General features: G+C 57.1%; 21 protein-coding genes. 3 read left to right on the forward strand and 18 right to left on the reverse strand.

The features are described 5' to 3' along the window. Positions 1-4 precede the first annotated feature (4 nt). The 15 genes from glmU to GJU83_RS09130 all read right to left on the reverse strand — a co-directional run bounded on the left by glmU (position 5) and on the right by GJU83_RS09130 (position 14897). A complete protein-coding gene (glmU, locus tag GJU83_RS09060) occupies positions 5-1369 on the reverse strand; it encodes a bifunctional UDP-N-acetylglucosamine diphosphorylase/glucosamine-1-phosphate N-acetyltransferase GlmU (RefSeq protein WP_069182391.1) in 1365 nt (454 codons plus the stop codon). Between the two features lie 149 nt (positions 1370-1518). After that, a complete protein-coding gene (locus GJU83_RS09065; RefSeq protein WP_008172596.1) occupies positions 1519-1941 on the reverse strand; it encodes a F0F1 ATP synthase subunit epsilon in 423 nt (140 codons plus the stop codon). Between the two features lie 47 nt (positions 1942-1988). Next, on the reverse strand, positions 1989-3383 hold the full coding sequence (gene atpD, locus GJU83_RS09070) for a F0F1 ATP synthase subunit beta (RefSeq protein ID WP_069182392.1): 1395 nt from the start codon (positions 3381-3383) through the stop codon (positions 1989-1991). 55 nt (positions 3384-3438) lie between these two features. Beyond that, positions 3439-4302 (reverse strand): F0F1 ATP synthase subunit gamma, encoded by an 864-nt coding sequence (gene atpG / locus GJU83_RS09075; RefSeq protein WP_008172593.1) that lies wholly within the window; start codon positions 4300-4302, stop codon positions 3439-3441. Between the two features lie 75 nt (positions 4303-4377). Further along, positions 4378-5922: a F0F1 ATP synthase subunit alpha gene (gene atpA, locus GJU83_RS09080; protein WP_069182393.1), complete on the reverse strand. Its 1545-nt coding sequence runs from the start codon at positions 5920-5922 to the stop codon at positions 4378-4380. A gap of 28 nt (positions 5923-5950) precedes the next feature. Then, entirely contained in the window at positions 5951-6487 is a 537-nt protein-coding gene (locus GJU83_RS09085; protein ID WP_069182394.1) for a F0F1 ATP synthase subunit delta, read from the reverse strand. Positions 6488-6502: 15 nt separating this feature from the next. Next, a complete protein-coding gene (locus GJU83_RS09090; protein ID WP_174805021.1) occupies positions 6503-6973 on the reverse strand; it encodes a F0F1 ATP synthase subunit B in 471 nt (156 codons plus the stop codon). 69 nt (positions 6974-7042) lie between these two features. After that, on the reverse strand, positions 7043-7300 hold the full coding sequence (gene atpE / locus GJU83_RS09095) for a F0F1 ATP synthase subunit C (RefSeq protein WP_012138088.1): 258 nt from the start codon (positions 7298-7300) through the stop codon (positions 7043-7045). 75 nt (positions 7301-7375) lie between these two features. After that, positions 7376-8248, reverse strand: a complete 873-nt coding sequence (atpB, locus tag GJU83_RS09100) for a F0F1 ATP synthase subunit A (RefSeq protein WP_069182395.1) — start codon at positions 8246-8248, stop codon at positions 7376-7378. 19 nt (positions 8249-8267) lie between these two features. Continuing rightward, positions 8268-8666, reverse strand: a complete 399-nt coding sequence (locus GJU83_RS09105) for a F0F1 ATP synthase subunit I (RefSeq protein WP_069182396.1) — start codon at positions 8664-8666, stop codon at positions 8268-8270. A 271-nt stretch (positions 8667-8937) separates the two neighbouring features. After that, the gene (locus GJU83_RS09110) at positions 8938-9813 is read right to left on the reverse strand and encodes a ParB/RepB/Spo0J family partition protein (RefSeq protein WP_069182821.1); all 876 of its coding nucleotides are present in this window, start codon (positions 9811-9813) and stop codon (positions 8938-8940) included. Between the two features lie 60 nt (positions 9814-9873). Continuing rightward, the gene (locus tag GJU83_RS09115; RefSeq protein ID WP_153634151.1) at positions 9874-10668 is read right to left on the reverse strand and encodes a ParA family protein; all 795 of its coding nucleotides are present in this window, start codon (positions 10666-10668) and stop codon (positions 9874-9876) included. Positions 10669-10718: 50 nt separating this feature from the next. Next, positions 10719-11363 carry a 16S rRNA (guanine(527)-N(7))-methyltransferase RsmG gene (rsmG, locus tag GJU83_RS09120; RefSeq protein WP_153634152.1) on the reverse strand — a complete coding sequence of 215 codons (645 nt, stop codon included), beginning with the start codon at positions 11361-11363 and terminating at the stop codon, positions 10719-10721. Positions 11364-11372: 9 nt separating this feature from the next. Further along, entirely contained in the window at positions 11373-13259 is a 1887-nt protein-coding gene (gene mnmG, locus GJU83_RS09125) for a tRNA uridine-5-carboxymethylaminomethyl(34) synthesis enzyme MnmG (protein WP_153634153.1), read from the reverse strand. A 339-nt stretch (positions 13260-13598) separates the two neighbouring features. Then, positions 13599-14897, reverse strand: a complete 1299-nt coding sequence (locus GJU83_RS09130) for an MFS transporter (RefSeq protein WP_153634154.1) — start codon at positions 14895-14897, stop codon at positions 13599-13601. 230 nt (positions 14898-15127) lie between these two features. On the opposite strand from GJU83_RS09130, the gene GJU83_RS09135 reads away from it, so the two are divergent. Beyond that, positions 15128-16393 (forward strand): EAL domain-containing protein, encoded by a 1266-nt coding sequence (locus tag GJU83_RS09135; protein WP_153634155.1) that lies wholly within the window; start codon positions 15128-15130, stop codon positions 16391-16393. Between the two features lie 11 nt (positions 16394-16404). Here the strand turns inward: GJU83_RS09135 and GJU83_RS09140 are convergent, their stop codons facing one another. Genes GJU83_RS09140 through GJU83_RS09150 form a run of 3 tightly spaced genes read right to left on the reverse strand, consistent with a single transcriptional unit; the run spans position 16405 to position 21248 of the window. Continuing rightward, on the reverse strand, positions 16405-19551 hold the full coding sequence (locus GJU83_RS09140; RefSeq protein WP_153634156.1) for an efflux RND transporter permease subunit: 3147 nt from the start codon (positions 19549-19551) through the stop codon (positions 16405-16407). A 3-nt stretch (positions 19552-19554) separates the two neighbouring features. Further along, entirely contained in the window at positions 19555-20649 is a 1095-nt protein-coding gene (locus tag GJU83_RS09145) for an efflux RND transporter periplasmic adaptor subunit (RefSeq protein ID WP_153634157.1), read from the reverse strand. A gap of 23 nt (positions 20650-20672) precedes the next feature. Next, the gene (locus tag GJU83_RS09150) at positions 20673-21248 is read right to left on the reverse strand and encodes a DUF3833 domain-containing protein (protein WP_153634158.1); all 576 of its coding nucleotides are present in this window, start codon (positions 21246-21248) and stop codon (positions 20673-20675) included. Positions 21249-21493: 245 nt separating this feature from the next. Between GJU83_RS09150 and GJU83_RS09155 the strand changes: the two genes are divergently transcribed. Together GJU83_RS09155 and thpD are read left to right on the forward strand one after the other, a co-directional pair. Next, the gene (locus GJU83_RS09155; protein ID WP_153634159.1) at positions 21494-23314 is read left to right on the forward strand and encodes an acyl-CoA dehydrogenase C-terminal domain-containing protein; all 1821 of its coding nucleotides are present in this window, start codon (positions 21494-21496) and stop codon (positions 23312-23314) included. Positions 23315-23477: 163 nt separating this feature from the next. Continuing rightward, positions 23478-24413 (forward strand): ectoine hydroxylase, encoded by a 936-nt coding sequence (gene thpD / locus GJU83_RS09160; RefSeq protein WP_136630219.1) that lies wholly within the window; start codon positions 23478-23480, stop codon positions 24411-24413. Position 24414 lies beyond the last annotated feature (1 nt).

Raw genomic sequence — 24414 nt, forward strand, 5'->3', positions numbered from 1 at the left:
TAAATCAGTGTTTCTTCGGCTTTTCCCAACCGGAGATATTCCGCTGTCGGCCCCTGGCAACGGCCAGTTCGCTCGCGGCGACGTCCCGTGTAATGGTCGAGCCAGCACCAATGGTGGCCTCAGGCGCTACCGTGACTGGCGCCACCAGCGAACAGTTGGAGCCCACGAAGACGCCGTCCCCTATAATCGTCTGGTACTTGTTCGCCCCATCATAATTGCAGGTGATGGTTCCTGCACCCACATTCACACGAGCACCGAGGGTGGCATCACCAACATAACTGAGGTGGCTGATTTTGCTCCCTTCACCAATTACGGATTTTTTCAGCTCTACGAAATTGCCAACTTTTGTATTGGCGGCCAGTCGGTTACCGGGACGGAACCGGGCGTACGGTCCGATCTGCGCATTCTCCCCGATGGTGGAGCTCTCAATCACACTGTAGGCCTTGATCTCCGTTCCGTCACCAATATGGGCATCCTTGATAACGCAGCCCGGGCCAACATGAACGCGATTTCCCAGCGTCACCTCGCCCTCGAACACGGCGTTTACATCAATATACACATCACAACCAACCGAGAGATTACCCCGGACGTCGATTCGGGCCGGGTCGGCCAGGGTAGCTCCCTGCAGCATGAGTTCCTGCGATTGCTGGAGCTGGAACCAGCGTTCAAGCTCGGCCAGCTGAACGCGGTTGTTCACGCCCTGAACTTCCATGACATCCGCGGGTTGATTGGAAGCCACTTCCACAGAATCTTTAGCTGCCATGGCGATGATGTCAGTCAGGTAGTATTCCCCCTGAGCATTGTCGTTCGACAGTTGCGGCAACCAACGCTTCAAATGTGCAGCACTCACACCAAGAATCCCGGTGTTAACCTCCCGGATCGCCTGTTGATCGACACTGGCGTCTTTCTGCTCGACAATGCGAGTGACGTTGCCGTCGGCGTCCCGAACGATCCGGCCATAGCCCGTTGGATCGTCCATCGTAACCGTCAACAAACCCAAGCTATCGCCGCAAACATGATCCACCAGAATCGCGAGGGTCTGCTTCCGGATCAGTGGCACGTCGCCATACAGCACAAGCACACGGGCGTCGTCCGGTAGATGATCCAGAACCTGCATCACAGCATGGCCGGTACCCAAGCGCTCACGCTGCTCCACCCAGTGTATGATGTCGTCGCTGATAGTCTGGCGAACCTGATCGGCACCATGCCCGATGACGGTATGGATCGTATCGGCACCGAGTTCGTGTGCCGTATCGATTACGTGCTGAAGCATGGGTCGACCTGCGAGGGTGTGGAGAACCTTCGGTAATGTCGATTTCATGCGCGATCCCTGGCCGGCGGCCAGAATGACGACGTGTAGCGGGCTCATGGAAAAGTCAGGCTCCCGGAGTGTTGAGTCTCTGAATACTGAAAATAAAAAAACCGCACCCTTCAGGGCCGGATGGCCAACGTAACACGTTGGTCTTCCAGCCGCTCAGGATGCGGCTTCGGTGTTCGGCAAACCCGAAACGGAAATGCTTATCGCATTTTGTTACGCAGCTGCTGGATGGTACGAAGCTGAGCAACAGCTTCGGCCAGCTCTGCAGCGGCACGGGAGTACTCGAATTCACCGGTCTTGTTGGCAAGTGCTTTCTCGGCTTCTTTCTGAGCTTCGAGCGCGGCTGCTTCGTCCACATCCTTTGCACGAACCGCGGTATCCGCCAACAAAGTCACCAGATTGGGCTGAACTTCCAGATACCCGCCGGACACGTAAAGAATCTCTTCTTCACCGCCCTGCTTGATGATCCGAATAGGGCCCGGCTTCAGCTGGGTCAGCAGCGGAGTGTGACCCGGGGCAATACCCAGGTCACCTTCAGAACCGGCTGCGATCAGCATTTCCACCAATCCGGAATAGATCTTTGTTTCGGCACTTACCACATCACAATGCACGGTCATACCCATGTCAGTTGCCTCTTTGATCGATCCGGAAACAAATGCGTCGGCTCAGATTAGCTCTTTGCCTTGCTCTTCATTTCCTTCGCTTTCTCGACCGCTTCCTCAATGGTACCAACCATGTAGAACGCCTGCTCGGGCAATTCGTCATAGTCACCATTCAGGATGCCCTTAAAGCTGCTGATGGTTTCCTTGAGGGAAACGTACTTACCGGGGGAACCGGTGAATACTTCAGCAACGTGGAACGGCTGGGACAGAAAACGCTCGATCTTACGGGCACGGGCAACGGTCAGTTTGTCTTCTTCTGACAGTTCGTCCATACCCAGGATGGCGATGATGTCTTTCAGCTCCTTGTAGCGCTGCAGGTTAGTCTGCACGCCACGGGCCACTTCGTAGTGCTCCTGGCCGATGATCAGCGGATCCAACTGACGAGAGGTGGAATCCAGCGGATCGATCGCCGGGTAGATACCCTTGGAAGCGATGTCACGGCTCAGTACCACGGTCGCATCCAGGTGCGAGAAGGTGGTTGCAGGCGACGGGTCAGTCAAGTCATCCGCCGGTACGTAGACCGCCTGGATGGACGTGATGGAACCGTTCTTGGTGGAGGTAATACGCTCCTGCAGCTGACCCATCTCTTCAGCCAGAGTCGGCTGGTAACCTACCGCAGACGGCATACGGCCGAGCAGTGCGGATACTTCGGTACCGGCCAGGGTGTAACGGTAGATGTTGTCAACGAACAACAGTACGTCACGACCTTCGTCCCGGAACTTCTCAGCCATGGTGAGACCGGTCAGGGCCACACGCAGACGGTTTCCAGGGGGCTCGTTCATCTGGCCGTAAACCATGGCAACCTTATCGAGAACGTTGGACTCCTTCATTTCATAGTAGAAGTCGTTACCTTCCCGGGTCCGCTCACCAACACCTGCGAATACGGAGAGACCGGAGTGCTCTTTCGCGATGTTGTTGATCAGTTCCATCATGTTTACGGTTTTACCAACACCGGCACCACCGAACAGACCAACCTTACCACCCTTGGCGAACGGGCAGATCAGGTCGATAACCTTGATGCCGGTTTCCAGCAGGTCCGCAGACGCTGCCTGGTCGGCGTAGCCTGGGGCCTTACGGTGAATCGCCCAACGCTCTTCTTCGCCGATATCGCCGGCTTCGTCGATGGGGCGACCCAGAACGTCCATGATACGGCCCAGAGTCTGGGTACCAACCGGTACCGAAATCGGGTTACCGGTGTTTTCTGCTTTCAGGCCACGCTTCAGGCCTTCGGTGCTGCCCATGGCGATGGTACGAACAATGCCGTCACCCAGCTGCTGCTGGACTTCCAGAGTTGTTTCGCCACCTTCAAGCAGCAGTGCGTCATATACTTTGGGTACGGAGTCACGTGGGAATTCCACGTCGATAACCGCGCCAATGATCTGAACGATTTGTCCGCTACTCATGCTCGGTTCCTCGTTATCTTGATAGTCAATAAAACCAGTTGGATTGTGGGCTGGATCAGACCGAAGCGGCGCCGCTCACAATCTCCGATATCTCTTGGGTAATGGCTGCCTGACGCGCCTTGTTATAAGCCAGCTGAAGCTCGTCGATAATGCTACCGGCGTTGTCAGTTGCGCTCTTCATGGCGATCATCCGGGCTGCCTGTTCACATGCCAGATTTTCTACCACACCCTGGTACACCTGGGATTCAATAAAACGTGGCAGAAGGCCATCGAGGATCTGCCTGGCATCGGGCTCGTAGAGATAATCCCACTGGTTCTTGATCTCTTCCTCGTCTTCGCTCTCCGGCAGGGGCAGAAGCTGCTCCACCTTCGGGCTTTGGGTCATGGTGTTAACGAACTCGTTGCTGACCACGTACAGGCGATCAATCTTTCCTTCCGAGAACGCATCCAGCATAACCTTGACGTTGCCGATGAGTTTTTCAGAGCTCGGGCTGTCCCCAAGATGGGTCAGCGCCGCGACGACATTGCCGCCGTAGCTCCGGAAAAAGGAAGCCCCTTTCTGCCCGATGGCGCACAGATCGGTTTCCACTCCTTTTTCTTTCCACGCTTTCATTTCACGGACAAGCGCTTTGAACAGGTTAATGTTCAGACCACCGCAGAGGCCACGATCAGTTGACACCACGATATAGCCCACGCGCTTGACCTCGCGCTCGACCATGAACGGGTGCTTGTACTGAGCATTCGCCTTGGCAATGTGCCCGATCACCTGACGCATCTTGTCGGCATACGGGCGGGTTGCCTGCATGCGCTCCTGAGCCTTACGCATTTTACTCGCAGCCACCATTTCCATGGCGCTGGTGATTTTCTGCGTGCTCTTGATGCTTGATATCTGGTTACGTATTTCTTTGCCGACGGCCATAACTCACTGCCTTCTCAAGTTAGACACTCGTTGCTACGAAAAGCGGCCCGCGACAGTTGCCGCAGGCCCGTTTTCTTACCAGCTCTGAGTGGTCTTGAATTTCTCAAGTGCAGCTTTGAGGCCGGCAGCGATTTCGTCGTTGTAATCGCCTTTCTCGTTGATCTTGTCGAGGAGGTCTTTCTGCTCGGAGCGCATCCAGTCGAGCATCTGCGCTTCAAACTTCACTACCTTGTCGACATCAACGTCGTCCAGGAAGCCTTCGTTGGCTGCGAACAGAACCGTACCCATTTCAGCCACAGACATCGGGCTGTACTGGTTCTGCTTCATGAGTTCCGTTACACGCTGACCGTGCTCAAGCTGCTGACGGGTTGCTTCGTCGAGGTCGGAAGCAAACTGTGCGAAAGCGGCCAGTTCACGATACTGGGCCAGAGCCAGACGGATGTTACCGCCGAGCTTCTTCATGATCTTGGTCTGGGCGGAACCACCTACCCGGGATACGGAGATACCGGCGTTCATCGCCGGACGGATACCGGAGTTGAACAGGTTGGTTTCCAGGAAGATCTGACCGTCGGTAATGGAGATTACGTTGGTCGGTACGAACGCGGACACGTCACCAGCCTGGGTTTCGATGATCGGCAGGGCGGTCAGGGAACCGGTCTTGCCTTTCACTTCACCACTGGTCAGCTGCTCAACGTAGTCAGCGTTTACACGGGACGCACGCTCCAGCAGACGGGAGTGCAGGTAGAATACGTCACCCGGGTAGGCTTCACGGCCTGGCGGACGACGCAGCAGCAGGGAGATCTGGCGGTAAGCCACGGCCTGCTTGGACAGATCATCATAGATGATCAGGGCGTCTTCGCCACGGTCACGGAAGTATTCACCCATGGAAGTACCGGAGTACGGAGCCAGGAACTGCATCGCTGCAGGATCGGCGGCACCGGCGGCAACCACGATGGTGTGATCCATCGCGCCGTGCTCTTCCAGCTTGCGCACAACGGCAGCGATGGAAGACTGCTTCTGACCGACGGCAACATAGATACACTTGATGCCGGTGTCTTTCTGGTTAATGATCGCGTCGATGGCGACAGCGGTCTTACCGATCTGACGGTCACCGATGATCAGCTCACGCTGGCCGCGACCGATCGGCACCATGGTGTCGATTGCCTTCAGACCAGTCTGAACCGGCTCATCAACGGACTGACGTGCGATAACGCCCGGTGCAACCTTCTCGACAGGAGAGGTCAGGTCGGTACCGAGGTCACCCTTGCCGTCGATGGGGTTACCCAGCGCGTCAACAACGCGGCCCATCAGTTCCGGACCAACCGGCACTTCCAGGATGCGACCGGTGCAACGAACTTTCTGGCCTTCAGCCAGATCTTCGTAGTCGCCCAGCACAACCGCACCAACGGAATCACGCTCCAGGTTCAGAGCCATACCGAACGTGCCGTTGGCAAATTCAATCATCTCACCGTACATAACGTCGGCAAGACCGTGGATCAGCACGATACCGTCGGAAACCGACAGGATCGTACCTTCGTTCTTTGCTTCGGAAGAGATATCGAGTTTTTCGATTCTCTTCTTGATGATGTCACTGATCTCGGATGGATTCAGTTGCTGCATGCCAATATCCTCAAACCTTGTGCTGAAATCAGGAGCCCAGAGCGTCGGCCAGCTTGGTCAGCTTTCCGCGTACAGATGCGTCAATGACCAGATCGCCGGTGCGAATAATCACGCCGCCAATCAGAGACTTGTCCAATGACGCTGCGAGTGACACTTGCCGCTCGAGTTTCTTCGAAAGTGCCTGGGCGAGCTTCTGTTGCTGTTCGTCCGTCAGCTCGAAAGCCGCGGTGACATCGATATCAACAGTGCGCTCCAGATCAGCCCGGTACGTGTTGAAGAGCGCTGCAATCTCAGGAAGAAGAGTCAGCCGGCGGTTTTCAGCCAGTACAGCGAAAAAGTTGCGGACCTGATCGGTGACGCCCTCTTCGGCGACCTCCAGAATCAGCTCTGCCTTCTTCTGCTCTTCCAGACCCGGATTCGCGAGAAGCTGTCGAATGTCTTTGTTCGCGGTGACCTGCCCGGCAATTGTCAGCACCTGGGACCACTCAGCCAGCTGTTCATGCTCCTGAGCGGCACTAAATGCTGCCTTTGCGTAGGGACGGGCCAGCGTTCTCAGTTCTGCCATGATGAACCTCGTCGTTTAAAGTTCTGCCGCCAGTTTTTCCAACATCTCGTTGTGCTTGGAGGCATCGACAGAGGTTTCCAGGATCTTCTCAGCACCGGCAACGGCAATGGTGGCAATTTCTGCACGCAAAGCGTCACGAGCCTGATTGCGCTCCTGTTCAATTTCGGCCTTGGCCTGCTCAATCAGCTTCTGGCCTTCCTTGCGGGCGTCATCCTTGGATGCTTCCACAATCTGGGCCGCGCGCTTGTTGGCCTGTTCAATCAGACCAGCAGCTTGCTGCTTGGCTTCACGCAGTTCCTGAGCTGACTTTTCCTGAGCCAGTTCCAGATCGCGCGCAGCGCGGTCTGAGGCAGCCAGTCCGTCAGCGATCTTCTTTTGACGCTCCTGCAGTGCGGCCATGATTGGCGGCCACACATATTTCATGCAGAAGACGACAAAGATAAAGAACGCGATGGCTTGACCAATCATCGTCAAATTAATGTTCACGTCTTCACCTCTCGCCTGTTTTGTTAAGAATCATCTGACCGGGGCGAAACCCCGGCTCTGGCGACTCGATTAACCGGCGATCTGGCCGACAAACGGGTTGGCGAAAGTGAAGAACAGAGCGATACCAACACCGATCATGGTTACGGCGTCCAGCAGACCTGCAACGATGAACATCTTAACCTGCAGCATCGGGGTCATTTCCGGCTGACGCGCAGCGCCTTCCAGGAACTTGCCACCGAGGATACCAAAGCCAATCGCAGTACCCAGGGCACCCAGGCCAATCAGCAGTGCAACGGCAATAGCGGTCATTCCAACTACAGTTTCCATGATAACTCCCAGTTTTCAGTTAGGTTTTTCAGTTTAAGGGTTTAGGGTTTAGAACTACGGCTTAATGGTGTCCGATCAGTGACTGTCTTCGTGAGCCATGCTCAGGTACACGATCGTCAACATCATAAAGATAAATGCCTGCAGGGTGATAACCAGGATGTGGAAAATCGCCCAGGGAACAGACAGTGCCCACTGCGCCCAGAAGGGAAGCAGCGCAATCAGGATGAAGATCAACTCGCCAGCGTACAGGTTACCGAACAGACGCAGTGCCAGTGAGATCGGCTTGGCGATCAGGCTCACGCCTTCCAGCAGCAGGTTGACCGGAACCAGAAGGATCTTCAGGAACATATTGTCGGAAGAGAAGGGGTGCAGGGTCAGTTCACCCACGAAGCCACCAACTCCTTTCACCTTCAGACTGTAGTAGATGATCAGCGCAAAGACAGACAGGGACATGCCCAGGGTCACGTTCACATCCGTGGTCGGAACCACCTTCATGTATTCCAGACCCATCAGGTGGAACAGCTGCGGCAGGAAATCCACCGGAACCAGGTCCATCAGGTTCATCAGGAATACCCAGCAGAAAATGGTCAGTGACAACGGAGCAATGACCTTGTTCTTTCCGTGGAAGGTTTCTTTCACGCTCTGGTCAACAAACTCGACCATCACTTCAACGAAGTTCTGGAGGCCCCCGGGCTGGTCCGAGGTAGCACGCTTGGCGGCCATTCGGAAAATGAACAGGAACAGGGCACCGAGCGCTACCGCCCAGCCCAGTGAGTCAATGTGCAATGCCCAGAAGCCCATGTCGGATGCTTCCTTGCCGGTGTGAGCCAGCGTCCAGGTTGCATCTTGAAGCACGGTTCCGTCGGCACGCTCATAGCCTGCCGGCAGCTTACCGTAGGTGAGGTTCTGGAGGTGATGCTGGATATATTCGGATGCACTTCCTGCCATAACGGTTTCCCAGGTCCAGTTAGCTTTGCTGCGTATTGCTGCCCGCCAGTAGCGGTGTCAACCAGTTGGTGACCAGCATGATCGCAAATGTTAAAAAAAGTGCCGCTATATCAAGCGGCTGAATCCATTTGAACACCATCGTGAAAAGGATGGCGCACAGGATGAGCTTGCCGGCCTCACCCTGGTAAAAAGAAGTCATGATCTTCTTGGCAGACCGCGCGCCGGCGTAGCGGAATGCCTTGAGCGCAAAATAACCATGGGGGATCAGAAAGATAAGTCCGCCCAGCAGCGCTGAATAACCGGAAACCTGGCCTCGCAAGAGAAACGCCAGGCTGACGAAGACAAGTACCACACCTTCTATTACAAACCATCGTGCGATGGGCGGGCGGCGAATACCGCCTGAAACTGCCTTCGTCATGTTCGTCCCGGAAGTACGGTGCTTTTCAGTCGATGTCGTTTAAAAAGTAAGCAAATACACCGATACGAGCGCCGCAGATTATATGTGTTCAATGTGCACGAATCAACAAAACCGGGCGCGGGCTGATCCGTCAAACACGGCGGAATAACTGGGTTTCGGCAATTTCAGTCACAAATAGACGGCCGTTCAGATTTTCACCACTACATGTTGTGTGCGTGGCCAGATACGAACTTTCGTAGGGGGGCCGGAAGGCTTACAAAACCCCGACGTTTTATTTGATATGGCCCAGAATACCGTCCAGCTCGTCCAGCGAGCTGTATTCAATGACCAGTTTGCCCTTACCGCGCTGGCCATGATCGATTGATACCCGGGCGCCCAATCGTTCGGCCAGATCATCCTGCAAGGCGCGAATGTTCGGATCCAGCGTTCCCTTTTTCCGGGATTTGCTGTCCGGGGTTTCCTGTTGCACACGTCGAACAAGAGCCTCGGTCTGGCGTACAGATAGCGATTTTGCCACCACCTGTTTAGCCACCTGCATCTGCAGTTCCGGGGCGAGAGTCAGCATCGCGCGGCCGTGGCCCATCTCGAGATCACCATGCTCGAGCATGATACGAACGTCTTCCGACAAACCGATCAGTCGCAACAGGTTGGTAATTGTGGTGCGGGATTTACCAACGGCCTCGGCAACCTGAGCCTGGGTCAGACCAAACTCATCCTGCAGGCGCTGGAGGGCGAAGGCTTCTTCGATCGGATTGAGATTTTCACGCTGGATGTTCTCGATCAGCGCCATGGCGATGGCGGCTTCATCGGGCACATCCCGGATGATCGCAGGAATGCTGTCCAGTTCTGCCATCTGGGTGGCACGCCAGCGACGCTCACCGGCGATCAGCTCGTAGCGACCTTCCGCGATCGGGCGAACGACCACCGGCTGCATCACGCCCTGCTGGCGAATGGAATCCGCCAGTTCCTGCAGGGCTGCAGGATCCATATCGCGCCTGGGCTGATACCGGCCACGCTGGATCAGATCAATGGGAACTTCGCGGAGCTCACCGTCGTGGTCTTTCAGCTCCTGGTCAAGATTGACCTTGGAGCCTGCCAGAAGGGCGCCCAGTCCACGCTCACCCAGTCCTCGTTTCTTCGCCGCCATGGTGTCAGTCATTCTTCCCGTTGAAAATCGTTGTGCTTAAGTGAGTGACAGGGCGGTATGTTACACCGCAACCGGCGCGGATGTCTTTTTTGAACCGTGGCGGCGGACCATTTCACCGGCCAGCGCCAGATAGGCAATGGCACCCTTGGAGGCGCGGTCGTATTTCAGGGCCGGAACGCCGTAGCTGGGCGCTTCCGCCAGGCGAACATTGCGGGGAATCACCGCTCGATACACCTTGTCGCCAAAGTACTCACTCAGCTGACCGGACACATCGAGAGTCAGACTGTTCCGGGGGTCGTACATGGTACGCAGAATGCCTTCCACCTGCAGATTCGGGTTCACCGTCTCCTGAATCTGCTCTACGGTGTTCATCAACGCTGCCAGCCCCTCCAGTGCGTAGTACTCGCATTGCATGGGGATCAGCACGGAGTCTGCGGCGGAGAGGGCATTCACCGTCAACAGGCTAAGTGAAGGTGGGCAATCAATCAGAATGTAATCGTAATTGTCGCGGACTGTATTCAGCGCCAGGCGCAGGCGATGTTCCCGGCCAATTTCGTTCATCAGCTCAACTTCGGCGGCTGTGAGATCGCCGTTGGCCGGCAGGATATCGAAACCGGACGCCTCGGCCGGAATAATAACATCGGCGGCGCTGGCGCGCTTGGTCAGCATGTCGTAGCCGGACAGTTCCAGAGCGTTTTTATCCACACCGCTGCCCATGGTCGCGTTACCCTGGGGGTCCATATCCACCAGCAGCACCCGGCGCTTGGTGGCGGCCAGGGAGGCAGCAAGGTTGACGCAGGTGGTGGTTTTGCCCACACCGCCTTTCTGATTGGTCACTGCAATCACGCGCGCCATGTCCTGCCTCCTTGTTGATAGGTTAGCGGTATTGAAATTCGACTGCCGAATTATCCGGAAATCGTCGCCCGGGCGACCACCAGGAGATGGCGCTCGCCATCGGCACCGGGAACGTCCAGGGGATGGCTGGATTTTACCTGCCAGCCAGCCGGGAGGGCAGCCACTTCATCATCCGGAAACTGGCCTTTCATGGCAAGGAACTCGCCCTCATTTGCCAACAGATTGCCACACCAGTTCACCAGGTTCTCCAGAGCGGTAAAGGCGCGGCTGCTGATCTGGGCAAAGGGTTCCGGGGGGCTGCAATCTTCCGCCCGACCGTGAATCACCTCGACATTATCCAGACCAAGCTCCAGGACACACTGATTGAGAAAGCGGGTTTTCTTGCCGTTGCTATCAAGCAGGGTAAATCGCTTTTCCGGCAGGGCAATCGCCAGAGGGATACCGGGCAGACCGCCGCCGGCACCCACATCCAACAGATGCTCCGCGGTGATCCAGGGCAGAATGCTCAGGCTGTCGAGCAGTTGCCGGGACACCATCACACGCTCATCACGCACAGCCGTGAGGTTGTAAGCCCGGTTCCACTTGTTAAGCAGGCCCAGAAAAGCCAGCAGCTTTTCCTGCCGATCTTCATCCAGGGACAGACCCATTGTGGCCAGTCCATCCCGGAGCTGGCCGTGCCAGAGTGACTTGGTCATGGGCGCAGATCAGGCCGACTGTTTGCGCAGGAGGTCGCGCTTTTTAAGGTGCACCAGAATCTGGCTCACCGCCGCCGGGGTCACACCCTGGATACGTGAGGCCTGAGCCACGGTTTCCGGCCGCACGGTCTTGAGCTTCTGCTTGATCTCGTTGGACAGGCCGCCAATGACGTCATAATCCAGATCCACCGGCAAGGCGGTGTTCTCGTTTTTACGGAGCCGCTCGATCTCGTCCGTCTGACGGGAAATATAACCCTCGTACTTGATCTCGATTTCCACCTGATCCGCGACCACCGGATCTTCCGCTTTCTCGGCGCCAATCTCGGCAATGTGGCTGTAGACAATCTCGGGCCGGCGCAGCAGCTCGGCCAGGGACTGGTCCCTGGTCATCGGCTGCTTGAGAAAGCCGTTGGCGCGCTCACCGGCCTCCGTATTCGGGTGAATCCGGGTGGCCTCGAGGCGGCTACGCTCGGTGGCGATCGCGTCGCGCTTGTCATTGAACTTCTGCCAGCGCTCATCATTAACCAGGCCGAGCTTGCGACCGATTTCGGTCAGACGCAGATCGGCATTGTCCTCACGCAGGATCAGACGGTACTCGGCGCGGCTGGTAAACATGCGATAGGGCTCGGACGTGCCCATGGTGATCAGGTCATCCACCAGCACACCCAGGTAAGCCTCGTCCCGGCGCGGGTACCACTCGTCTTTTTCCTGGGACCGCAGGGCAGCGTTGATCCCGGCCAGCAGGCCCTGGGCGCCCGCTTCTTCATAGCCGGTTGTGCCGTTGATCTGGCCGGCAAAATACAGACCCTGGATAAATTTGGTTTCCAGGGTATGGCGCAGGTCCTGCGGATTCAGGTAATCGTATTCGATGGCGTAACCCGGACGGGTGATGTGAGCATTCTCAAAGCCGGGAATAGAGCGCACCGCTGCCAGCTGAATATCGAACGGCAGGCTTGTGGAAATCCCGTTCGGGTACAGCTCGTTGGTGGTCAGGCCTTCCGGCTCCACAAAGATCTGGTGGGAATCCTTGTCGGCAAAGCGGTTCACCTTGTCCTCGATGGACGGGCAGTAGCGCGGGCCCACGCCTTCAATGCTGCCGGCGAACATCGGCGAGCGGTCGAAACCGCTGCGGATAATATCGTGGGTCTGTTCGGTAGTCCGGGTCACGTAGCAGCACACCTGTTCCGGATGCTGGCTACGGCTGCCAATAAAGGACATCACCGGGGTGGGGTCATCCCCCCACTGCTCCTGCATCACCGAGAAATCCACAGACCGGGCGTCGATGCGCGGCGGCGTGCCGGTTTTCAGGCGGCCGACGTTAAACGGCAGTTCCCGCAGACGCTGGGCAAGGGCATTGGCCGGCGCATCGCCGGCACGACCGCCGGAATGGTGTTGCATACCAATGTGAATAACACCGCCGAGGAAAGTACCGGTGGTGAGTACCACTGTTTTGGCGTTGAAGCGGATACCAGTCTGGGTAACAACGCCAGTCACCTGGTCGTTTTCCACAATCAGGTCGTCCGCCGCCTGCTGGAACAACGTCAGGTTCGGCTGGCTCTCAAGGGTATGGCGGATCGCCGCCTTGTAGAGCACTCGATCAGCCTGGGCACGGGTGGCTCGCACGGCCGGCCCCTTGCGGCTGTTCAGTACCCGGAACTGGATACCGGCCTTGTCGGTGGCTTCAGCCATGGCACCACCGAGGGCATCTATCTCTTTCACCAGATGGCTTTTACCAATGCCGCCGATGGCCGGGTTACAGGACATCTGACCCAGGGTTTCAATGTTGTGGGTCAGCAGCAGGGTTTGGGAACCCATGCGTGCAGCCGCCAACGCGGCCTCGGTACCGGCATGGCCACCACCAATGACAATGACATCGAAACGGGTCGGAAAATCCACAGCTCACCTCGGAAATCGGGGATAAAATAGGGCGGCGAGTATAACGCCTCACCCAAGAAATTGCAGTCAGAATGTGCAAATTTTAACCAGAGGTAGCCGGGGTTGAAAGCTCATTGCCCCCATGCACCCTAGCCGTGGGCTTCCCTCACCATGTTCAGAGGATAGTGGAAAACCGAAATTCATGGCTTTTCAGTCGCTTGGATCAGTCTTCTTAGAAAAGTTTTCAAGAAAGTTATCCACATGCAAGGCTAGTTGTTAAACACCCTAAAAAGCTATATAAAACATTGTTTATTAAACCTATTTTATAATTTATCCGGAGTGTTTCCGCAGGTTTTCCCATTAATTATCCACAGAATGCGAGGCGGTTTTGCGGCGAAGCCGCCAGACCACCAGTAGCACCAGGCCGTTCAAGACCGAGAGCAACAGGAAAAATCCCGGAATGCTGATTCCAAAAAGACCCAGCACCACGATGCCGGCCAGGGCACTCACCACCATGAATAACGCGTTAATGACATTCAGTGCGGCAATGATTCGGGCCCGTTTTGCCCGGGGCGTTTCGTGCTGAATAAAGGCATACAGGGGAACGATGAACAGACCACCGCAGATGCCGATACCCACCAGATCCATCAATACCCGCAGATAGACGGGGTCGGTCAACAGGGTCCACCAGGTCGAGGCGATGGGATCGTCCGGCACCGCAAAATACAGGTCAATGCCAAAAAGACTCAGGCCCAGAGCCCCCCAGGGCACAGGCCCCAGAGTGATCCGGTGTTTGGTAAGCCGCTCACACATCATGGCGCCGATAGAGATACCGATGGTGAACATGGCCAGCAACAGGGTGACAACCGTTTCATCACCCAGCAGATTGGTGCGGGCAAAGTTAGGAAACTGGGTCAGGTACGCTGCGCCAAGAAACCAGAACCAGGAGATGGTCAACACCGCCAGCAACACTTGCCGACGCTCGGCGGCCAGGGCCATCAGCCGCCAGGTCTCCACCACCGGCCGAAAACGCACCGTAACGCCGGAACCATCAGGCTCGGTTGCGGGCACCTGGCGCGCCGCCAGGTAGCCAAGCACCGCCATCACCACGACCCCAATCGCCGTCAGGCGCGCAGCCGTCTCGAAGCCCATCAAAAGGCCTGCGGCAATGGTGCCCAGCAGGATTGCAACAAAGGTGCCCATACCTACTAGGCCATTACCACCGACGAGCTCATCGTCCGACAGCACCTGCGGTAGGATGGCGTACTTCACCGGACCAAAGAAGGTGGACTGGGTGCCCATCAGGAACAGTAGCACCAGCAACAACTCGTACCAGCCGAACCAGAGCCCAACTGCGGCAACAGACATGATCACAATTTCCGCCAGCTTCACATTGCGGATGATCCGGGCTTTTTCATAGCGGTCCGCCATTTCGCCGGCAATGCCCGAGAACAGAAAAAACGGCAAAATGAACAGGAAGGCTGCCAGGTTGACCACCACATTCACCGAAAGCCCCATCAGACCGCCGGCGCTGTAGGTGATCAGCAGCAGCAGCGCGTTTTTGAACAGGTTATCGTTAAAGGCGCCGGAAAACTGGGTCAGGTAGAACGGCAGAAAGCGGCGTTGACCCAGCAGACGAAACTGACTTTTTGATGGCATCAAGAAATCCTGTTTTGGTGCATTGCCAGCCTTGCCGCTCGGAATCTGCCCGGCTCTGGTGCAATGTTTCGGAAACCGATAGCGCAGTTCATTTATTTGACGGAACTAATCTAACTTAAACGCTTGATTTTTGGCTATCTGGTACGAAATTCGCTTTACCTGCATGTTCAGACACTCATAAACATCAGGCCAGGATGGCCAGAACATCGGCAGTTTAAAGGTTCCTGACCATGAGCAGCGTAGTCCGACTTCCCCGACGCATCTATCGCGGAGCCGAAATAACCCGGGCTCCGGACATGATCAACAACTATGATTTCAGTTCTGTTTACCAGCCTATACTGAGTCCGACCCATCGAAAACTGGTGGGTTACGAAGCACTGGTAAGGGTCCGGAAAGATAACGAGAACATCTCTCCGTTCGAGCTTTTTGAGCAGGCGGAAGCCAAAGACCTGACTGCCGAACTGGACAGACATCTGTTGCAGATTCATCTGGATAACTTTGCCGCAAGCTCACAGCCCGTGTGGCTGTTCCTCAATATAAATCCCGGCACCTGCATTCATCCAGAAGCCTCCCTGGAAAAGCTGGCGCTGCAGTGCCAGAGCAGCGGAATCGATCCTGAAAAAGTGGTTCTGGAACTGGTGGAGACAGCATCCGACAATCCAGCAGCATTGCTGGAGTTCATCCTGAAAGCCAAGGCCCACGGTTTCCAGATTGCCATTGACGATTTCGGTATGGGCGATTCCAATTTCGAGCGTTTGTGGCGCATCAACCCACTGATCGTCAAACTTGACCGCAGCCTGTTGGTAAATGCGGAGAACCACAGCCGGGCCCGAATGCTGTTGGAGAGCCTGGTGAAAATGATTCGCGAGAGCGGAAGCCTCGTACTTCTGGAAGGCATCGAGAACAGTACACAAGCTCATATCGCCCTGCAAACGGAAGCGGACCTGCTGCAGGGGTTTCTGTTTGCCAGACCAACCAGGCTGCAAGAACACGAGCCGGAACTGATAGAACTCGCCTTGAAGGGCGTTATAGCTGACTCCAGTGAGTCTTCGGCCCAGGATATCCGGGACCAGGAGAGCTACTTTCGGCTTCTTCGCTTCGAAATTCTGGAAGCCTGTCACTCCCTGAGCCGGGAGCTACCTTTCAATTCAGCCTGTGAAAAGCTGTTGGGCGTCGACGGTGTGAAACGCTGTTTCCTGCTCAACCCCCAGGGTATCCAACAGGGTAATCTTGCCCGGGCCAACCCGGACATCCATCGCGGAAAGTTCAATCCTCTGTATCACTCGGCCGGCGCGCGATGGACGCACCGGGAATACTTCCGTAATGCCCTGGAACGACCGCAGCACATCAGCAGTTGTCGGCCCTACGTCGGCCTTCCGGACGCAAAACGCACGGTAACTCTCTCAACCATGCTGCCGGGACAGCGGGTGTTCTGCGTTGATATCCATCCGGATGAAATTTTCGGTGGCCAGCTCGAGTTCCCGGCTACCCTTTGATCCTGAACTGATCAGAAATCATCCGCGCGTTTCTGGGGCGCCGCCGCCAGGCCCGTACCACCGGCCTGGCCCGACGCCTGGCGTTCCAGTTCCTTCTCGACGGCGTTGGACGATTTGGCAAACCGCGCCAACAGGTTATAGAGCACCGGAATGATGAACAGGGTCAGCGTGGTGGCGAAAATCAGGCCACCGAGGATCACCATGCCAATGGCTGCCCGGCTCTCCGCTCCGGCGCCGGTGGCAATCACCAGCGGCACAGCTCCGAAGATGGTTGAGATGGTGGTCATCAAAACAGGCCGGAACCGAAGACTCGCCCCCTCGATAATGGCCTCCCGCACCTCATAGCCTTTGTCCCTGAGCTGGTTGGCGAACTCCACGATCAATATTCCGTTCTTGGCCATCAACCCCAACAACATGATGATGCCTATCTGGCTGTAAATGTTGAGACTGATCCCGGTCCACCAGAGCGCCAACAGGGCACCGGTCACCGCCAATGGCACCGACAGCATGATGATCAACGGATGAATCCAGCTTTCGAACTGGGCCGCCAACACCAGGAACACGATGACGAAGGCCAGCGCAAAAGTAACGTAGATGGCCGCCGAGGATTCCTGGAATTCCCGGCTCAGGCCCTTGTAACTGACCCGGGCTTCCGGCGGCAGGTTATCCACAGCCAGATTGTTCAGGTAAGTCAGTGCCGAACCCAGGTCATAGCCATCGGCGAGAGAGGCACTGATGACCACGGCAGGCAGGCGGTCGATGCGACGCAGGTCCGGGTTGGCGCCGATTTCCTGCACCGAGACCAATGCCTGCAGGGGGATCAGATTGCCACCCTCACGGGGCCGCAGGAAAATCTGGCCCAGATCTTCCGGCGTTGCCCGGTTGGATTCCTCGGCCTGGACGATCACATCATACTCCCGGCCCCGATCTATGTAGGTGGTTACCTGCCGTGAGGCCAGCATGGTCTGTAGTGTAAGGCCGACGTCTTCTACCGTAATATCCAGATCCGCCGCCCGCTCCCGGTCGATATTGACCCGCAGCTCAGGCCGGGTCAGCTCGAAGTCAGTATCCAGGTTCTGCAGATTCGGGTTTTCCTTGGCCCGTTCCACGATTTCCTCGCTCCAGGCCTGCACCGATTCATAGTCCGGACCCGCTACCACAAACTCAACTGCCTGACTGAAACCCCGTTGGCCCAGACCCGGCGGATTCACGGCCACGGTCCGGATGCCAGACACATCGGCCAGTTTCTTGCGGATTTCGCTGGTCACTTCCTGCTGCTTGATGTCCCGTTCCTCCCAGGGCACCAGACCCATGATCAGGAACGCATTGTCCTCCTCGTTGCGGAACCCGACGATGGAGAGCAGGCGATTGGCGATGCCCTCATCCAGATACGGCAACAAAGACTCTTCCACCTGGCGCACGTAGTGATCGGTGTATTCCACCGTTGAGCCCCGGGGCGCGCTGGTGGGCATGATAATCACCGCACGGTCTTCGGTCGGCGCCAGTTCCTGGGGCAATTTTGGGTAGACCACGGCCGCAATGACCAGCCCCACCAGACCGAGGCCCAGCAACAGGCCCGGCTGCCTGAGGGAGAACTGCAACAACCTGCGGTAACCGTTGGTCAGGCCGTTCAGGACCTTCTCGCTGGCTGCCCACAGACGATGCCCCTCTGCCGATTCCGGGCTGTGACTGAGCCACTTGGAGCACAGCATCGGTGCCAGTGTCAGGGCAACAAGACTGGAAAACACCACCGCCGCAGCCAGGGTGAACCCGAATTCGGCAAACAGCCGGCCGATATTGCCGCCCATGAACGAGATGGGCACAAACACCGCCACCAGGGTCAGGGTGGTGGCAATCACCGCAAAGGCGACCTGTTTTGCGCCCCGGTAGGCGGCCAGCAATGGCGGTTCACCCTCATCAATCCGGCGCTGGATGTTTTCCAGCATCACGATGGCGTCGTCCACCACCAGGCCGATGGCGAGAATCACCGCCAGTAGGGTCAACACGTTAATGGAAAAACCGAGAAAGCCGAGGCCGATAAACGCACCAATCACCGCCACCGGAATGGTTACCGCCGGGATCAGGGTGGCGCGCCAGGAACGCAGGAACAGGAAAATCACCAGGATAACCAGGGACACCGCGATGGCCAGGGTGGTGACCACTTCCTTGATCGAGGCACGAATGAAGATGGATTCGTCGTAGCTTTCCGCGATGGTGACTTCCGGCGGCAGGGTTTCGCGGATTTTCTCCAGCTCGGCACGGACCGCATCCGAAACAGCCACGGTGTTGGCCTTGGACTGGCGAATAATCCCCATGCCGATGGCGGTCTGGCCGTTGGCGCGCAGGCGGCTGACATCCGACTCCACGCCCATCTGGACATTGGCCACTTCCCCGAGCCGCAACAGATCATTGCCATCCCGTCGAATCACCAGCTCGCGGAACTCTTCCACATTCGACAGCCGGCCTTCGGCACGAACCGTGAAGTTGCGGGTGGAGGAATCCACCGATCCGGCCGGCAACTCCACGTTGTTGGCCCGCAGGGCCCGTTCAACTTCCGCCACGGTGATATCCCGGGCCGCAAGCCGCTCACGATCCAGCCACACCCGAATGGCGTAGCGCCGTTCGCCACCAATACGCACATCGGCAACACCGTCGAGCACCGACAGACGATCCGCCAGAACCCGGTCAGCAAAGTCGCTGAGCTCGGCACTGTCCCAGACATCACTGCGCAGGGTCACCCACATCATCGGGCGGGCATCGGAATCCGCCTTACGGACAACAGGCGGATCGGCCTCATCCGGCAGCTGGTTGGCGACACGGGACACCGCATCACGGACATCATTGGCGGCAATATCCACATCCCGGGCCGTGGTGAATTCGATGCTGGTTCGGGATTCGCCCTGCTCGGTGGAGGATTCGATGGAGCGAATACCCTCGATGCCACTGATGGCGCCCTCGATCACCTGGGTAATCTGGGTATCCACCACTTCAGCCGCCGCGCCGGTGTAATCGGTGGATATGGAAACGACCGGTGGGTCGATATCCGGGTATTCCCGCACTGGCAGGCCCAACAGGGCTGCCAGCCCGAACACCACGATCAGGAGGCTGAGAACCGTTGCGAATACCGGCCGCTTGATGGAAACGTCAGAAAGGACCACCGGTTACGACTCCCGGGCCGAAATAAAACGGTTCTCGGGGATGGCCTTGTCATTTTCAAGTACCCGGACCCGGTCGCCGCTGCTCAGGCGATCCTGACCGGTCACGATAACAGGATCGTCCTGGCTCAAACCCTTCGAAACCTCGACAAAACCGGGCATGCGCGACCCCAGGTTGACCGAAACACGCCTGGCGACACCGTCTTCAGCGACAAACACATACTGTTCGTCACCGCGGATCATCACCGCCTGTTCGGGGATCACCAGTGCTTGCCGTTCCCGAAGCGTCAGCGTCGCAGACATGAACTGCCCCGGACGGAGCAGGCCATCCGGATTATCGATCAATGCCCGCACGGGCAATGACCTGCTCAGTTCACTGACGCGCGAACCGAGCTCAACCAACTGGCCGGAAAACGCCTGGTCCGGATAGGCGGGCGACACCCCTCGAACCTGTTGTCCAAGACTTACCTGCCCCAGAAAACGTTCCGGAATGGAAAAACCAAGTTCCATGCGGTCAGTGGTATCCAGAGTGGTCACCGAGGTTCCGGCAGTGATATAGGCCCCAACGCTGATATCACTGAGCCCAACCACACCGGTGAACGGCGCCTCAATGCGGTGGTTTTCCAGACGGACCCTTGCCGACTGTCTCTGCGCCTCCGCCACATCGACGGCCGTTCTGAGCTCATCCACCTGGGACTGGGAAATACTGTTATTGGAACGCAACCGCTGTGCTCTTTCGAGTTGCCGGCGGGCATCCGCCAATTGAGCCTCGATCACCTGCAGGTCCGCCCTGGCCTGGCGATCGTCAAGTCGTAAAAGCACATCACCCTGCTCTACCCGGCGGCCGGTTTCCAGATTCAGTTCCACCACCCGGCCACTGACTTCCGTGGTCAACTCCACAGCATTCAGGGCTTTCAGACTGCCAACGGCGTTGACCACATCCCGCACCATCTCCATCTTCGGAAGAAGCGTGTTGACAGCACTGGCAGGACGCTCACCACCGCTCTGAGCGGCAGTACCCTCATCCAGATTCTGGTACACAAAGGCACCGCCGATAGCCACTGCCACCAGTACCAACGCAATCAACCACTGTTTCCACATAGGACTTCCAGCTATTCCGGGTTTTAGTTAGTCGTCTGATCTTTTTTCTGGATCACCAGTACTACTTCACCCACGTCGATGCCCCACTTGCTCATAGTGGTCTGGTTGATCAGCGTGTCGGGCGTAATCAGGTACATCCAGTCGTCCATCCGCACATCCAGGGTACCGTCACCGTAGGCCACGCGGAGAACGTAATTCATATGAATGGCGTTGCCGCTCCAGCGCATGGTTCCTGGTTCAACCACATCGCCGGCATCAGCATGATACCCCTCGTCGATCGGCGTCAGGGTCCAGACCCGCGTCTGCACCTCGCCGTCATCGAAGCGGAACACCTCATCCAGGGTGCCCACACCCTCATCGTCCCACGACGCGCTGATGTCCGCATCGAAGGTGCGGATCACCTCACCGGAGAAATTCTTGACCACTCCCCGGGCGGAAAGTTCGCCGGTGAAAAACTCTTCAGGAACCAGCTCGGGCGTGCGGTCTGCGTAGTCCTCAAGGGAGGGGCTGGCACAGCCACTGAGCAACAGTGCCGAAGCCAGTACCCAGAGTATAGGTGTCGACAGACGTTTCGATATCTCAGTTAACAGGCTTTGCATGACTTTTACACTCTCCGAACAGGTTTATTGCGGATCTACAAACAATTAAATACGTCTCAATCGACTCTAGCGATCAGCAACAGGAATGGCCGGAGTCTGGCTACGTCATTTCGGCCAATTGTCCATTCTGACAGTCCGCTGAGCGCTTTTCGTCAATGGCAGTGCCCGGCTATTGGCGTAAAACAGCGGGTAATGGGCAGAGATTGCCCACCTGAGATACCGAGAAAGAGACAGAGGATTCCGCTATGCCGGTTTACAAGGCGCCCCTGCGCGACATGAAATTTCTGCTGAACGAAGTGTTCGACTACCCGGGCCATTACGCCACCCTGGCCAGCGGTGAAAACGCCACACCGGATATCGTGGATGCGATTCTCAGCGAATGCGCAAAATTCTGTGAGGAAGTACTGAGCCCACTCTATCTCTCCGGCGACGAGGAAGGCTGCAAACTCGAGAACGGTGAGGTCACCACGCCCGCCGGTTACCGCGAAGCCTACCAGCAATACGCCATGGGTGGCTGGCAGGGGCTGTCAGCACCCGAGGAATATGGCGGCCAGGGCCTGCCGGCGTCCATGGGATTGCTGAAGCAGGAAATGATGGGCACCGCCAACTGGCCCTTCTCCATGTACCCCGGCCTGTCCCTCGGCGCCATGAATACCATTTTCCTGCACGGTTCCGAGGAACAGAAGCAGACCTACCTTGCACCTCTGACCGAAGGCCGCTGGGCCGGCACCATGTGCCTGACCGAACCCCAGTGCGGCACCGATCTGGGCCAGGTGAAAACCAAGGCCGAACCACAGGCCGACGGCAGCTATCGCCTGTCGGGCACCAAGATTTTCATTTCCTCCGGCGATCACGACCTGACCGAGAACATTGTCCACATTGTCCTCGCTCGTCTGCCGGACGCTCCCAAGGGCACCCGGGGTATCAGCCTGTTTATCGTGCCCAAGTTCCTGCCCGACGAACAGGGTGGCCTGGGTGCACGTAACGCGGTGGTCTGTGGCAGTCTGGAAAAGAAAATGGGCATCAAGGCCTCGGCCACCTGCGTGCTCAATTTCGACGGGGCCACCGGTTACTTGATCGGGCCCGAGAACGAAGGGCTCAACTGCATGTTCACCTTCATGAACACTGCCCGGATCGGCACTGCCATTCAGGGTGTCGGGCCAGCGGAACTGTCCTATCAGTGGGCGCTGGCCTATGCCAAGGATCGACGCTCCATGCGGGCACTCTCGGGTAAAAAAGAGCCGGATCAGGTGGCCGATAGCCTGATTCACCATGCCGATGTGCGCCGGATGCTCCTGACCCAGAAAGCCATCGCCGAGGGCGGTCGGGCCATGCTGTATTACGCGGCCCGGCTGGCCGATCACATGGTGGAGGGCTTCACTGAAGGCGACGATAAAAAGGCGGACAGATACGACGACAAGCTGGGGTTCCTGACGCCGATCCTGAAAGGGTTTCTGACCGAACTCGGTTGCGAAGCGGCCAATCTGGGGGTTCAGGTCTTTGGGGGCCACGGTTACATCCGTGAACATGGCATGGAACAGATTGTCCGGGATACCCGCATCGCCACACTTTACGAGGGCACCACGGGTATCCAGGCACTGGATCTTCTAGGTCGGAAGGTATTGCTGATGACCCAGGGCGGCGCGGTGCGCGAATTCACCCTGAAGATTGCCAATTTTGCCCGCAAGCACCTCACTGACAAACGTCTGCGACCCTGGGCGCTTGAGTTGCTCAAGCTGACCGGCCAGTGGAACCTGTTGACGGTCCGGATCATGCTCGCAGCCCGCAAGGACCGGGATGTGGTGAGCTCTGCAGCGTATGATTTCCTGATGTACAGCGGCTACGTCACCATGGCCTATATCTGGTTGCGCCAGGCTGCCGTGGCTGTGGATAAACTCGACAATGAGGGCGAAGAGTCAGCGGGCTTTTACCAGGCCAAACTCGGCACCACCGAATTCTATTTCGAGCGCTTGCTGCCCCGGGCCCAGAGCCACGCTGCCAGCATGCTCAGCCCCAGCAAAAACCTGATGCAACTGAATGCCGAGGATCTGGCCTTTACCGGATGACTCATCCGGTAGCTCTTACTCCCGGGCAAGGCCCGGGATTTTTTTGCCCTTGAAATACTGCCGCCCGACCCCACTTCACAGGTGCATTTCCACTTCGGAGACATTAACTTACTGAATTAAATGAAAAACCTTTGAATTGTGAATAAAAGAAGGAGGTTCGAATATGGACACTCGTGCTGACGACTTTTATCCAACCCGCCTGGAACGTCCGACCAAAAGCTTTGAGCGCAAGGACCCCGTGGTACACAGCAGCGGTTCGCACCGAACCGATGGACCACTGAGTGAAACCGAGCTGGCACAGTATGAACGCGACGGCTTTCTTGTGTTCAACAGCTTCCTCGACCAGAACACCGTTCGTCAGTTCCGTGAGGATCTCCGCGCCTACGAAGACGATGAGAGCATCCTTCGCTCAGAGGGCACCATCACTGAGCCCGGCAAACAGGAAATCCGCTCGATATTCGGCATTCACGAACTGTCCGATCGCTTCGACCGTCTGACCCGGGATCCGAAAATTCTGGCAATGGTACGCCAGCTTCTGGGTAGCGACGCCTATATCCACCAATCCCGGATCAACTTCAAACCCGGCTTCCACGGCAAGGGCTTTGACTGGCACTCCGATTTTGAAACCTGGCACGCCGAAGACGGCATGCCACGGATGCGGGCAGTGAGTTTTTCCATCGCCCTCACCGACAACACGCCCTTCAACGGCCCATTGATGCTGATTCCCGGTTCCCACAAGACCTTTGTGCCTTGCGTCGGCCGCACCCCGGAAGACAACTACCAGTCATCCCTGAAAAAACAGGAACTGGGTGTTCCCAACAATCGGGATCTTGCCGCCATGGCAGACGAATACGGCATCAAGGCCCCCACCGGTCCCGCCGGCTCGCTGATCATCTTTGAGTGCAACACACTCCACGCCTCGAATGCCAATATGTCGCCCTGGCCGCGTAGCAATCTGTTCTTCGTCTATAACAGTGTGGAAAACCAGCTCCAGGCCCCATTCTGCGGCAACAAACCACGGCCGGATTTTTTAGGCAATCGCAGTAACACCGAAGCACTGGTACCAGTGTCAGACGACGAACGCCGGAAAACCGGTTAGT

Origin of the sequence: Marinobacter salsuginis (assembly GCF_009617755.1) — a bacterium.
GTDB lineage: Bacteria > Pseudomonadota > Gammaproteobacteria > Pseudomonadales > Oleiphilaceae > Marinobacter > Marinobacter salsuginis.